Annotated in this window: 11 protein-coding genes; 5 read left to right on the top strand and 6 right to left on the bottom strand. The window is 45.4% G+C overall.

Annotated features, from left to right (window positions below; genetic code table 11):
- The first annotated feature begins 123 nt into the window (after positions 1–123).
- Positions 124–1,995: a DNA topoisomerase IV subunit B gene (locus tag LZG74_RS13930; protein ID WP_233797176.1), complete on the top strand. Its 1,872-nt coding sequence runs from the start codon at positions 124–126 to the stop codon at positions 1,993–1,995.
- Positions 1,996–2,094: 99 nt separating this feature from the next.
- Complete coding sequence (gene pheA, locus LZG74_RS13925; protein WP_233797175.1) at positions 2,095–3,168, top strand: prephenate dehydratase; 1,074 nt, start codon at positions 2,095–2,097, stop codon at positions 3,166–3,168.
- 60 nt (positions 3,169–3,228) lie between these two features.
- Here the strand turns inward: pheA and LZG74_RS13920 are convergent, their stop codons facing one another.
- The 3 genes from LZG74_RS13920 to LZG74_RS13910 all read right to left on the bottom strand — a co-directional run bounded on the left by LZG74_RS13920 (position 3,229) and on the right by LZG74_RS13910 (position 6,702).
- The gene (locus LZG74_RS13920) at positions 3,229–5,325 is read right to left on the bottom strand and encodes a hypothetical protein (protein WP_233797174.1); all 2,097 of its coding nucleotides are present in this window, start codon (positions 5,323–5,325) and stop codon (positions 3,229–3,231) included.
- Positions 5,326–5,426: 101 nt separating this feature from the next.
- Positions 5,427–6,089 (bottom strand): hypothetical protein, encoded by a 663-nt coding sequence (locus LZG74_RS13915; RefSeq protein ID WP_233797173.1) that lies wholly within the window; start codon positions 6,087–6,089, stop codon positions 5,427–5,429.
- Between the two features lies 1 nt (position 6,090).
- Entirely contained in the window at positions 6,091–6,702 is a 612-nt protein-coding gene (locus LZG74_RS13910) for a DUF4136 domain-containing protein (RefSeq protein WP_233797172.1), read from the bottom strand.
- A 186-nt stretch (positions 6,703–6,888) separates the two neighbouring features.
- On the opposite strand from LZG74_RS13910, the gene LZG74_RS13905 reads away from it, so the two are divergent.
- From LZG74_RS13905 to LZG74_RS13895, 3 genes are all read left to right on the top strand, one after another.
- Entirely contained in the window at positions 6,889–7,446 is a 558-nt protein-coding gene (locus tag LZG74_RS13905) for a DinB family protein (RefSeq protein WP_026628311.1), read from the top strand.
- Positions 7,447–7,657: 211 nt separating this feature from the next.
- Entirely contained in the window at positions 7,658–8,335 is a 678-nt protein-coding gene (locus tag LZG74_RS13900) for a response regulator transcription factor (protein ID WP_026628310.1), read from the top strand.
- Positions 8,332–9,702, top strand: a complete 1,371-nt coding sequence (locus tag LZG74_RS13895) for a HAMP domain-containing sensor histidine kinase (RefSeq protein WP_233797171.1) — start codon at positions 8,332–8,334, stop codon at positions 9,700–9,702. The genes LZG74_RS13900 and LZG74_RS13895 overlap by 4 nt, the downstream gene beginning before the upstream one ends.
- Before the next feature lie 156 nt (positions 9,703–9,858).
- Here the strand turns inward: LZG74_RS13895 and LZG74_RS13890 are convergent, their stop codons facing one another.
- The 3 genes from LZG74_RS13890 to LZG74_RS13880 all read right to left on the bottom strand — a co-directional run bounded on the left by LZG74_RS13890 (position 9,859) and on the right by LZG74_RS13880 (position 13,604).
- On the bottom strand, positions 9,859–10,947 hold the full coding sequence (locus LZG74_RS13890) for a mechanosensitive ion channel family protein (protein ID WP_233797170.1): 1,089 nt from the start codon (positions 10,945–10,947) through the stop codon (positions 9,859–9,861).
- 4 nt (positions 10,948–10,951) lie between these two features.
- Complete coding sequence (locus tag LZG74_RS13885; protein ID WP_233797169.1) at positions 10,952–11,770, bottom strand: N-acetylmuramoyl-L-alanine amidase-like domain-containing protein; 819 nt, start codon at positions 11,768–11,770, stop codon at positions 10,952–10,954.
- A gap of 94 nt (positions 11,771–11,864) precedes the next feature.
- A complete protein-coding gene (locus tag LZG74_RS13880; protein ID WP_233797168.1) occupies positions 11,865–13,604 on the bottom strand; it encodes an alpha-amylase family protein in 1,740 nt (579 codons plus the stop codon).
- Positions 13,605–13,815: the final 211 nt, after the last annotated feature.

Here is a 13,815-nt window from a genome sequence, read left to right as displayed (position 1 = left end):
AATTTCTATTAATCGTGCCCAAGCTATTTTCGTGTAAAGTTATAACAGGGTAACGACAAATGTCTTAAATTATTAAAATACAATATTCAAAATCAATAATAGCCTCCAAAGGGATCATAGTTTATGGAAAGTACCAACGTGCAGTATGATGAGGATAGTATAAGGTCACTCGATTGGAAAGAACATATCAGATTAAGGCCAGGGATGTATATTGGTAAGCTTGGCGACGGATCTTCGGTGGATGATGGGATCTACGTTTTGGTGAAAGAAATCGTCGATAACTCCATCGACGAACATATGATGGGCAACGGAAAAACCATAGAAATTAAAATTTCGGAGCACCGCGTGGAGGTGCGCGATTATGGCCGTGGAATTCCGCTTGGAAAGGTTGTAGACTGTGTTTCAAAGATCAATACAGGTGGAAAATATGATTCCGGGGCTTTTCAGAAATCAGTGGGATTGAATGGCGTTGGGACAAAAGCGGTGAATGCACTTTCACAATATTTTAAAGTCCAGTCGTTCCGCGACGGGAAGAGCAAAAACGCTGAATTTGCGCAGGGAGCGCTTGTTAACGAATCCAAAGAAATACAGACTAACCAGCGGAACGGAACGCACATTGCCTTCGAACCGGACGGAGTGATTTTCAAGAACTTTCGCTACATTCCTCAGTATCTGGATAATATGATCTGGAATTACTGCTATCTGAATGCTGGCCTGACCATTAATTTCAATGGACAGAAATATATTTCACAGAATGGGCTGTTGGACCTGCTGCAAAGCAAATCGGATCCGGAGGCGTTGCGCTATCCCATCATACATTTGAAAGGAGAGGACATTGAATTTGCTATGACCCACGGTAATCAATATGGGGAAGAGTATTATTCTTTTGTAAACGGACAATACACAACGCAGGGCGGAACGCACCTTGCGGCGTTTCGGGAAGCTGTTGTTAAGGCGGTGAGAGAGCACTTTAACAAGGATTACGCGCCGGAAGACGTTCGCTCGTCCATCATTGCCGCCGTGGCGATCCGGGTGCAGGAGCCGGTTTTTGAGTCGCAGACCAAAACTAAATTAGGATCAAATACGATCACGCCGGACCCTAATAGTACAACGGTGCGCACGTTCGTCAATGATTTTGTTAAAGAAAGGCTCGATAATTACCTGCATATGCACCCGGAATCAAGGGATGCATTGAAAAAGCGGATCGAACAGTCCGAGCGGGAGCGGAAAGAGCTCGCAGGCATTAAAAAACTGGCCAACGACCGTGCTAAGAAGGCAAATTTGCATAATAAAAAGCTGAGAGACTGTCGTTTGCATTTAACGGATCTCAAAAACGAGTTGCGTTACGAAAGCACATTGTTCATTACGGAAGGAGATTCCGCAAGCGGCTCGATCACGAAATCCAGGAACATTCAGACGCAGGCTGTTTTCAGTTTACGGGGTAAGCCACTGAATTGCTTTGGCTTAACGAAAAAAATTGTCTACGAAAATGAAGAATTTAATTTGCTGCAACATGCGCTCGATATTGAAAACGGCGTGGAAAACCTGCGTTTCAACCGTATCGTGATCGCAACGGATGCAGACGTGGATGGTATGCACATTCGTTTGCTGCTCATGACGTTTTTCCTGCAATTCTTCCCCGACCTTGTCCGGAACGGGCATCTTTTTGTTCTGGAAACGCCGCTTTTCAGGGTTAGGAATAAAAAAGAGACCATTTATTGTTACAGCGAGGAAGAGAAGCAGCAGGCAGTGAACAAGCTGGGCAATAAACCTGAGATTACCCGCTTCAAAGGCCTTGGTGAAATATCGCCGGACGAGTTCGGGAAATTTATTGGTGAAGATATGCGCGTGGAGCCTGTTATCCTTCAAAAGGAAACTTCGATTCAGAAATTATTGAGTTATTTCATGGGTAAAAACACGCCTGAACGTCAGCGATTTATCATTGATAATTTGAAGACGGAAAAGAACATTGAAGAACTTGCACTGGCAGTGTAGGACTCTCTTTGTTTATCTTTGAGATCATAAAAGTAATATTCGGAAGGTCGGGTCTTTAAATTCTGACCGGACCTTTCGACACATATTAATCACCATTTAGTGGAATTACAAGACCTAAGGAACAGAATAGACGCGCTTGACGATCAGCTGCTTGGCATTTTGAACGAGCGTATGGAGCTCGTCAAAAAAGTAGGGGATCTGAAACGTTCGTCCCAATCTATCATCTACCGTCCCGAACGGGAAAAGCAGATCCTCGACCGGCTTGAAAAACGCAATGATGGCCTGCTTACCCGGCAAGCGATTGATGCCATTTTCTTCGAGATCTTCGCGGTTTCCCGTAACCTGGAATTGCCCGAAAGAGTCTCCTATCTGGGGCCGGAAGGCAGTTTTACGCATCAGGCTGCCGAGAGCCGTTTTGGTGGGATGAGTGAATATCTCGTGTTGCCTACCATTCATTCTGTATTTGAAAGTGTAGAAACGGGGCGTGCCAAGTTTGGGGTTGTGCCTATCGAGAATAACCAGGAAGGAATTGTTATTGAAACAGTCGATTTTCTGCGGGAGAAAAATCTCTCTATTGTAGCGGAAGTGTTGCTGCAAGTGCATTTCACATTCGCATCGCAGTCCGATTCCCTTAAAAATATCAGGCGTATATACTCCAAGGATATTGCATTCAGGCAATGCGGAAAATTTATCAGCGAGTATCTGGAAGGCATGGATATCGAGCTGATCCCGGTGGAATCTACTTCGAAGGCTGCGAAAATGGCAGCACAGGAACCCGATTCGGCAGCTATATGCTCTTCGATATCCGCCAGGCTCTTTGGCGTTCCGATTCTTTACGATAACATTGAAGACAGCGACCAGAACCGGACACGCTTTCTGATTTTAGCAAAAGATTTTGTGAACATTAAAAGTGATGATGATAAGACGACAATCATTGCGAATTTGCCCAACACAAACCGTCCGGGTGTTTTATACGAGTTTTTGAAAGACTTTAATGACAGGGGAATTAACCTCACGAAAATAGAAAGCCGTCCGGTAAGAGGAACGTCGACGTTCAGAGCCTGGTTTCTGGTAGAGTTCCTGGGACACGTGGATGATGCGCCTGTGCAGGAAGTAATGCACAAATACGGGTCGCACTTGAAATGGCTCGGCAGCTACATCAGAGTTTCATAAACAAAAAAACAATTGCCGGGGGCTGAAGGCCCCGGCAATTGTTTTTTTGTTTATGAAACTCTATTTTAATGTGCCTCTGTAAAGTGAAGGCCAGTTTCCATAAAGTTCAATAGTGGTTTCGGAGCCATCCGGCAGCTTCACTTTTACCATGCGGCTGGCAGTAGGGGATTGGAACGAATCGACGCCCAACACTACGATCTGATTTCCTTTTACAATGGAGGTTATAAATGGCTCTTTCCGGTCAATGGCCAGTAAAACCTGTTCTTTCTTAGGCTCGATCCAATTTCCATTCAGCTGAAAAGCGAGATCCTGGGTTTTGCCGTCTACAATTACGTCTTCCACCTGCTTTGCCATCCAGTTTCCAAGCGAATAAAATTCGGTAGGGTAATCCCAATAATAAGCGGCGTCGCCTTCACGGGGCTTTTTGCCGATTTCCATTACAGGCGTCTTGCCATTGGCAGGATACCATTCAAATCCCCAGGGAGAGGCGTCGCCACCCACTTTATATCCATTCGGATCGTTACCGCTCGGGCCGCTGTCGTGCCATAAATAGTAGCCGTCAAACAGGATCAGTGAAAATAGCGACATGCTCAATGCCTGGCTCGCGGGCATGGTTTCAAGCTGGTTCATGACCAATTCACCTTTTGGGTCCGTCAATTGGAAGTTCCAGGGAATAATCGGGTCATGGTGGAGCGGCATATAGCGGTTCCAGCCGTAGAAAATGAATTTATTGTTCTTTTGATAAGGAATCAGCTTATTGATCCGCAGGGAATGGACCGCTGATAAAAGCACAAAATTGTTCGGCGTGTTTCCCTGTTCATCTTTGGCGAACATGGGTTTCGGATACACGTCAATAGGCGTCGCATTGAAGATATTATGGAAACTTTCTCCATTCGGCAACGGCTCGAAATTGGAATTGTTTGGCTTGGGATCATTGTAATCGCCCATGAGCTCTTTCGGACTTTTCCCGCCCATGGTGTTGATATGTGGATTGGTGTAAGCACCGCCGCCCCAGTAATCCAGTAAATACATGTTCGGATTACGTTCACGGATCGCCTTCACCAGCCATATAAGCCGCTGCTTAACTTCCGGAATGTAATGTTGATTCCAGAACTCAAAGTCCAGGGCATATAAACCGAAGCTGGGAACGCCGGCGTACACTTCCACATCTGTTTTAGATAATGTAGAAAACCATTTTTCATCCCGATCCGCAAAATAGTTGGGCGTGACCGTGTAATGCATCCGCTGGTAGGGCGTATTCTTGCCGCCGTAAAGGAAAGTAATGCCGCGTTTGAAATAATTCTCGTCGGGAACGTAATTATTGAGTCGATACTGACTCACCAACTTTCCCTTAATAGGCTCAAATTCAGGAAATTTTGTATCGAAATCCACATTCATCGTTTTCGAAGGAGAGAACCATTGCGGAATTTCAATCCGAGTGAGCTTTGTATCCTCTTTCGGTTTCGCGTTGCCTGAGACCCAAATATTTTGTTGCCGTATGGAGCGATTCCGCATTTTGTTCCACCAATCGTTATACGGCGCGTCGATCCAGCGTGCAGTGATGGAGTATAAATAACCGGGCTTCACTTCGATGCCATTCTCCAGCCCTTTCACTTCAATGCCATCGATCATGATCACTTTGGTGCGGCCGTCTTCATAGTTACCGAAGTCTTTCAAATGCACCTTTCCATTAACGATAACCGGGCGAACATCGAGCCAGTTGTCCTGACTTCCCTTCCTGATCCAGTTATTTGCATCCAGGATCTCAACGTTTCTCGATTTATCAAAATCAAAAGAAGCCGAGGTTTCACACCCCGGCTGTCCTAAGCTTATGATCTTAATGGTAGCCGGGCCCGTTTCCAGATCCAGCTGTTGGATTGAAAGCCATATGCCCAAGCGATGCGGCACTTCCTTAAACTGCTGAACCTTACCTTTTTGCGTTATTTCAACATTGTAAGGAGAGAGGCCGCCTACATTGGCAGCAAGTTCGAACTGCACCTCGTTCCCGATCTGTTTATAACGCCTTATCACCAGGTCGCAGGCCGAAGAAGAAGAATCGATTGTTTGGGCAACAGGATATGCTTCTACTTTCTGAGGATAATCACGGCTGGTAGACGGGCCAAAACGGTTCCAGAGCCAAAGACCGGACCCCGTCATAAAAACTAGTATTGCGGTAATCCAGAAGAACGTTGTTTTTGACAAAATACGGTTGTTATTGGGCACAGATTATTCAGATTGATGAAAAGGATCAGGCAAACTTACCACCACCGATAGAATAAACCAATCGACCCGTTCACAGATGAAATCCCCTTATCGATATATTCGTGCTTGTAAGAAACGCCATCATACTTCACGCGAACGTCCAGACCAAAAGCCCCGTCGCGTTTGAAAAGGAATTTTGATCCTACTCCAATGCCATATTTCGGACGAACTTTCTGATCCTGAGACGCCAGATTGCCGTAAAACAAAGTGTAGTCCAGAATGCTGACCCCACCGCTTACCTGCACATAAGGTTGTATGCTCGAATTTCTTGGCAGAATGTGATAATTCCCGAAAATTTCAACCGGATATTGTGAAATGGTGCGCGTCTGCACTGCCGAAAGGACCTCTTCGCCATTTTGATATAATGCTCTCGGGATCCGTTTTTCGAAGTAAGTCGAGCCGATTTCACCGCCAACAGAGATTGGAGAGTTTCTTAAAACCCATTCAATAGAGAGGGAGTAGTTCTGAAAAGAAGCCTTATCGATGTAATTATCCGCAAATGATCCCAGTGGCGTTGCGCCCATCAACCTCGCGGTAGCCAGGTAATGGGTGTAGCGTTCAAATGGAGAGGGGAGTGTATAAAGCTTTGGCGCCGGTTCCTGCGCATATGATTTAAAAGCACCAATGACAAAAAGGGCTATAACGATGATTCTCTTCATTTTAATTAATTTTTAAATAACCTGACTGACCAAAAATCGAGTCAACCATTGTGTCCACAAATTGTCTGTCACCTATTCCTGCGCCGCGGATCTGCGCGTCCCATACCACTTTAAAGGTCTTATCCACGGTGTTCGGATTTTTGAAATCGAGCATGGAAATAAGCCAGTAACTTTCGCTGGTCTGATAATACTGATAGTAATTCGGGTAGCCGTAACCATATCCGCCGCCGCCCCAGTAGCCGCCATAGTAAGATGATACTGGCTGCGAAACCACATTCAGGTAAGTGTTGGAAATCCAGCTGGCGTTGATGCCTATATCCGGCTTGCTTTTAGGGCTGACATACTTGTAACCCAGCTTTTCCATGTTGGAAATAATGCGGATCAAAACGTCCCGGTCCAGCTCGCTTAATGCGGTTCCCGTCTGTCCGTTTTCCACAACCAGCACCGAGTCCACAATGCTGAATGTCTTGTATTGATTGAAATTAGCCGCTTTATCGTGATTTGTTATGTAAACAAGGGTTTCTTCCGTTGATAAATCACTGATAGGATCTTTGGAGCAGGACATCATTCCTATTCCTGCCATGAGTATGAACAATGAAGCTTTTTTTAACATGTTTCCTTCTTATATTTAAATATGATAATTAAACGAAATTTGAAATTGAACATTTTATTTTAGGTAATTTCTTAGCTCAATTTTTTAGTTTTATTCGTTGCAGATATCTTTCAGGACTATTAAAAAACTAAATTGGTTGCAGCAAACCGAAAATCATTTAACATCGCACAAACACATTCATTTTATATGGAAACAAAAGAAGAGATTTTAAGGATTATAGATGTACTGAACGATACCTACGAAAGTGAGGAAGCATGGTATGGGCCTTCTGTGGTGGAAGCATTGCGTGATGTGACACCCAAAATGGCGGAAGTAAGGCTTAGCACCAATACACATTCGATTGCAGAGATCGTCTATCATATGACCACGTGGCGCATTTTTGCCGTTCGGAAAATACAGGGAGATGCTGAGTTTGACATTAAAACGCAGGATAAGGACTGGAAAAAATTCCCATTGGTTGACGAATTTGAGTGGGAAGCCATTCAAATGGAGCTCAGCCTTTCGCAGGAAGAATTGATTTCGGAGCTTGAAAAAATTGAAAGTGACAGCTTCCTCGAAGAGTTCGTTCCGGGTCGTGATTACAGTTATTATACTTTGATTCACGGAGTTATCCAGCACGATGTATACCATGCAGGGCAGATCGGACTGATCAAAAAAGCGGTGAAAGGAATGCGGTTGGAAGAAGACGACTTTGGTGCATTTGACGAGCGCTCGGAGTTAGATAACGGAACTGATTATTACTGAAACACTTGCATTTAATTTTGTACAATCGTCCAATGCCTATGTTTTATAATAAATAATATATATTTTGCATTATAATAGAACGGAATGCACTTGGTTGCTAGCGTTTTAATGGTGTGGATATAGACGAAAAGGCTGCCCGATATTTTCGGACAGCCTTTTTTTAAGAGAAATTCTGTGCAACATTTGGCAAATAAAATTGCTCACCACTCATATGAAGATTTTGATTGTCGAAGATGAACCCAAACTCGCCGGGTTCCTCAAACGAGGCCTTGAAGAACAGTCTTGGGAAGTTGAATTGGCATATGATGGGCAGGTAGGCAAGAAAATGGCCGCTAACTATCGTTTTGACGTGATCATTCTTGACGTTAACCTGCCTTTACTAAACGGATACGACCTCGCCCGCCAGCTACGTCACGACGGCCTGGCCACACCCATTCTTTTCCTGACTGCACTGGGAACCATTGATGACAAGCTGGATGGCTTTGAAGCAGGCGGTGATGATTATCTTGTCAAGCCATTCGAATTCAGGGAATTGATCGCGCGTATCAAGGTTTTGTCCCAACGAAACAGCAACCGCGAGCAGTCCAATCAGATTCTCAGCCTGGCTGATCTTGAACTGAATCTGGATGAAAAAGTGGCGCGCCGCGGCGGAAACCGCATTGACCTTACTGCCAAGGAATTTGCCCTGCTGGAATATCTGATGCGGAACAAAGGCCGCGTGGTTTCACGTGTAGACATTGCCGAGCAGGTTTGGGATATCCGCTTTGATACAGGAACCAATGTAATTGATGTTTACATTAATTTTTTAAGAAAGAAGGTAGACAAAGATTATCCTACCAAGCTGATCCATACCGTAGTAGGAATGGGTTACATCTTCAAGGAAGAATGAACATTAAGTCGCGCCTTACATTGCTTTTTACCATGCTGGTAGGCTCCATCATGGCATTGTTCTGCATCGCCATTTACTTCTTTTACGATCAGTACAGGGAAAAACAATTTTATTCTTTTCTGAACGAGCGCGGGCAGACCATTGCGCAGCTGGTAGAAGCGAGCCAGGGCATTAGTAAGGCGGACATTGAAAAAATCGAGAAAGCGAATAATGCCATTCTGCTTAATGAAGAAATAACCATTTACGACGGCTCGGATTCACTCATATTTACGAGCGGGGACGAGAAATTTACCCTTTCCAAAAATATACTGGCAGAAGCCCGGGGAGGAAAGGAGATCCGCACCAAGCATGATAACAAAGAGGCTATCATTATCAGGCACGTTTTACAGGATCACAGGAAACCCTGGGTTGTGATGGCCGTGGCCAATGATTTTCCGGGAATGAACCAGTTGAAACGGCTTCGTGAAATACTTTTGATAGGCTGGCTTTTATCCCTTATTCTGGTAGGCGTGGCTGGTTGGCAGTTTGCGAATGATGCCATTAAACCCGTTTCCGACATTATCTCACAGGTTAACAACATTTCGGCAGGCAACCTGCACGAGAAAGTGACGGTAGGAAGGGAAAAGGACGAACTGGCCGCACTCGCGCAGACATTCAATCAGATGCTGAGCCGGCTGGAGATAGCATTTATTGCCCAGAAAAACTTCGTTTCCCACGCATCGCACGAGCTGCGCACACCGCTTGCATTGATCATGAGCGAGGCCGAGCTGAGCCTGATGAAGGACCGGCCTACGGAAGAATATAAAGACGCATTAAGAGGAATCTGGTCTGAGGCTCGGGAAATGAATGAGCTGGTGAGCCGGCTCCTGGAACTGGCCCGAACGGAAGAACATGCATTCAGGGTAACATTCTCAAAAATAAGGGTGGATGAAGTTCTCTGGCAGGCAAAAGCATCCGTACAGCAGAAGAATCCGGGTTATAAAGTGCACATTCACTACGACAACATCCCTGATGACGAGGAGCAATTGAAGCGGTATGGCGACGAAAGCCTGCTCAAAACAGCATTCATGAACCTCATGGACAATGCCTGCAAATATTCCAATGATGGGACCGTGAATGTGTTTCTGGAAATCCATAAGGACCTGATCAAAATCTTTTTCAAAGATGTGGGCATAGGCATCGCGCCCGACGAGCTTCCTTATATTTTCGACACATTTTACAGAAGTGCCACCACAATCAGTAAGGCAGGTTATGGCATAGGACTGGCATTGACCAAGCGCATTATAAACATGCAGGGCGCCAGCATTGAAGTTGAGTCAGTTATGGGCTCAGGAACGACATTCATTCTGAAATTCCCTCCTTTTTAACGGATATTTAATTCGGTATTAATGTGCATTTAACCCGGTTAAATGTCATTTGTACCAGAAAACATTCATTAGCTATTCCGCGCAGTGGTAAGTTAAATTGAGTTAGGTGAGTAGTAAGAAAAAAATGGCCCTCGGATCTTCCGGAGGCCATTGTTTTTATCGGTTGAGTTTCGTTTCGGGCAGCATATTTTCCTGCTTGTGCGCTTCTTCGATCCGGTGGCTGGGCAATGCTTCCGGATATTCCTGGGAGATAAATTCAATCATTTTCTCCCGGACCAGGCAGCGCAAATCGAATGTCTGGGAAGAATTCCGGGCCGACATGATGGCCCGCACTACCATTAGTTGCCCTTGCGTATCTGTTACCTGCAATGCCCATGAACGGCCATCCCAAAGCGGTGTTTCATCCAGGATCTCTTTCAGCTTTTCCCTGAGTTTAGGGACCGGCGTCAGATAGTTGAGGTGAAAAAAAGCGGTTCCCACGAGCGCACTGTCATTGCGCGTCCAGTTTTGGAATGGTGTTTCAATAAAGTAAGTGATCGGAAGGACAATCCTTCGCAGGTCCCAGATGTTGACCACCACGTAGGTCAAGTTAATTTCTTCAATGCGTCCCCATTCGCCTTCCACAATAACAACGTCATCGATCTTGATAGGCTGTGTGAATGCAATCTGAATTCCAGCCATGAGATTAGCCAGCGATTTTTGCGCTGCAAAACCAATAATCACACTGAAAATACCCGCAGATGTAAGGATACCAACCCCATATTGCCGCACGCTTTCGAAGCTCAGCAACAGGATAGAAACGCCTATAATAATGATCAGGATAATCACAATGCGCTTCACGAACTTGATCTTAGTGAACAAGCGTCGTGCCTGGTTGTTGTCCGGCGAGGTAAAATCCAGCTGGTCAATCAGCACTTTTTCAACAATGATGACAATGCGCGTCATGAGCCACGTTGTCACTGCGATTAACATCACCTTACTGATCGTGAAGGTCCAGTAATACTCCTTATTGCCGAAAGAATAAGTTTTAAGCGAGGCGGTGATTAAGACAAGCGGAATGAAGAAATAAAGCACACTTGTAAGGTTGTCTTTAATCGCCCTGACTGCCCGCCATTCCTTCCTTGAAGCTGTGATTTTGATAAGATTAATAACGATTGCGCTGCATATCAGGCCGATGACAGTCGCGACCAGCACGATTAGCCACGGCAAATTCCGATAATCGAGCACATTCAAAAATTCATTCATTGGATCAGATATCGTTGAGTCGCGCTACGATCATTCCCGTATGCTTGGGGACCGAAGCTACATATTCCGCAAGCGGCACACTGGTCATAATCACCTTTTTGCCCGTAGACGATGCGTGGATCAGGTAAGCGCGGCTGCCTACTTTGGAAATAATCCCCATATGGTTAACGTCAAGGCCTTCCACGGAGGACGTAAATGCAACAATGTCGCCATCGTGCAGCATAGGCTCGGCTTTATGGATGCCCGACTTGGGGATATAACTGTGCTCCCGCGTATTAATGGTGCTTTCCTGCTCACGCACTTTCTCCCAGACAGCCGTTTCAGCCATAGAGGGATAAAGATTCGCATGATTGGACATAAAATTGATTTCCTTCCTGAACGGGACGCCGCCAACTTTGGTCGTAATGTTTTCAAGTCGTCCTCGCTTTTCATTCTCGTACATCCAATCGAGCACATAATGCAATCTCGAAGGATATCCGTCTATAACACCGTCCCGGTAACGCAATTTGGTCAGCTCGTTTTTGAACCCTTCGTAAGTAGGGTTTTCGTTTTTGGCGATGGCCAGAGCCACAGCGCTTTCCACCAGTGTAGTGCAGTCCAGCCCATCGAATTTGCAGACAAGCCGTTCTGTTGGATTTCCTTCCAATGTTCCCGCAACATACGGCGTTCCCAGAAACGATTCGCCCATACGCAAAACCTGCGTCCCGATATCCCTGCTCTCCGGTAAATCCATTTTCTGTGCAAACACCTTTTGAACAGCGAGCTGTGCAAATGTACCGGTTGCGGATAGAAGACAAATGGATAGAACAATAATTCTGATCATGCTGAAATTTCCTTTTTGCGTAAAGTTTACGCTTTATAACTGTCAAATAAACATTTGCCTGAATCAAATTTAAGCATTCCAGCTTTGACCATGCTCATTTTGCCTCAATTTCATATACCGAAACAGCGTTGGGCGCCAGTCCCACCTGCACACCCGTAGATGTGATCTCATTGGTCCTCAGGCTTGGAGAAGGAATGAATGTCGGGAAAACCGGTTTCAATCTGTAAGCCGCCGTATTGCCCAATTTCAGAAAGTTTTCCCAGGCGTCCTGTGGGATTTTAACGGTTGTTTCAACGGTTTTTTCTTTATCAAAATTGTAAATAAAAAGCAGCTTCTGATTTTCAGTGAAACGCAAATAGCTGTATTGCAGCCTTTTGTCGTAATTTTGAGATTGGCCGTCGACATTCGCATATTGTAAATCGTAAAACGATCCGGCATAAACGGCTTCGTTTTCACGGACAAAGTGGTTGAGCGTTTCGTAAAAAGCGCGCAATTTTTTCTGGTCTGCAGTGAGTTTTTCCAGATCAAATTTTCCGCCATTGACCCATTGCTGGAATTCGGTAACGCCCCAATAATCGAAAATGGTCGTGCGCCCGTCATCACCCTGGAACCCTTCCGGCTCTACGGGATTAACCCCCAGCTCCTGGCCGAAATAGATCATCATCGGACCTGTATGCAATGTAGCGCTCAATGTCATAGCTGGAATCGCTGCCCACGGATCGCCCGCAAAGTACCGCGACGCAATGCGCTGCTCATCGTGATTTTCAAGGAACCGGAGCATATTTTCACTGATATCGCCCGATTCCTGCTGCCATATGCGCGTAATGTCCTCCACCGTTCCATGGCCTTCCATCAGGCTCCGCAAAGAATTGTATAAGCCTACTTTATCGTACAAATAGTCAAATTTTCCTGTCTTGATATAATGATGATATTGAGCAGGATTATAGATTTCGGCAATGAAGATAACGCTGTCTTTCAACTCCTTAACCTTTGGTATAACCCAAGCCCAAAACTCAGCCGGGACCATTTCCGCCATATCACACCGGAAACCATCTACACCTTTCTCGGTCCAGAAGCGGAGGATATCGTACATTTTCAGCCAGGTCGAGGGGATAGGATCAAAATAGCGCAATCCGCCGTTTTGATAATCCACACCATAATTCAGCTTAATGGTCTCATACCAGTCGTACTGGCTTGGCTGTGCCTGGAAAACGTCGTTACCGGTTGCTTTGGCCGGTCTTTCATGATATGGGGCAGTAATCTCGACGGGCGGCTTATGACCCTCAGGGACCACAAAATCATGGTTTGGAATGTAATAGAAGTTGTTTTTTGGACTAAAACTTACCGTATTATCGTCATCCTCTCCAAAATCCCTGACGTCCGAAGGCCTGGCATCCGAAAAATACTGTCTGGCAACATGGTTAGGGATGAAGTCGATAATCACTTTCAAACCCTTGTCATGCGTCCGCTGAACAAGCTGCTCAAACTCCTGCATCCGATTGTTAACGTCCACTGCAAGGTCCGGATCTACGTCGTAATAGTCTTTAACAGCATAGGGTGAGCCTGCGATTCCTTTTACGATCAGGGGATGGTCGGCATTTATTCCAAATTCACTGTAATCGGTCAATGTCGCATGTTCCAGCACACCGGTATACCACACGTGCGTAATGCCAAAATCAGTCAGAGCAGCAAGCGCAGTTTCGGTGATATCATTAAACTTTCCGCAGCCATTTTCTTCAATGGAGCCGTACAGTTTGTTAGTCGCGCACTGGTTCCCGAATAGGCGGGTAAATACCTGATATACTATGAATTTATCTTTATTAACCGGGGGCATATCAAGTTGAATAATTTATAAAAAACACATTTACCAAACCCTCCTGTGGCACCCTGAACGGGGCCTGTAAAGTTGGACTTGGCAAAACTTACTATTGCAAGATATTAAATTTGAAATAATATGCCCCGAATCCGTCCGGGCGTTTTTAGTTGTGGCTCGGGTTACCAGCGGCACATTTAGAAAACATTACATCACCCGACAGTAGGAAGAA

The sequence above is a fragment of the Dyadobacter sp. CY327 genome, from assembly GCF_021390415.1.
Classification (GTDB): Bacteria; Bacteroidota; Bacteroidia; order Cytophagales; family Spirosomataceae; genus Dyadobacter; species Dyadobacter chenhuakuii.
This window is presented reverse-complemented; position numbering and strand designations above follow the sequence as displayed.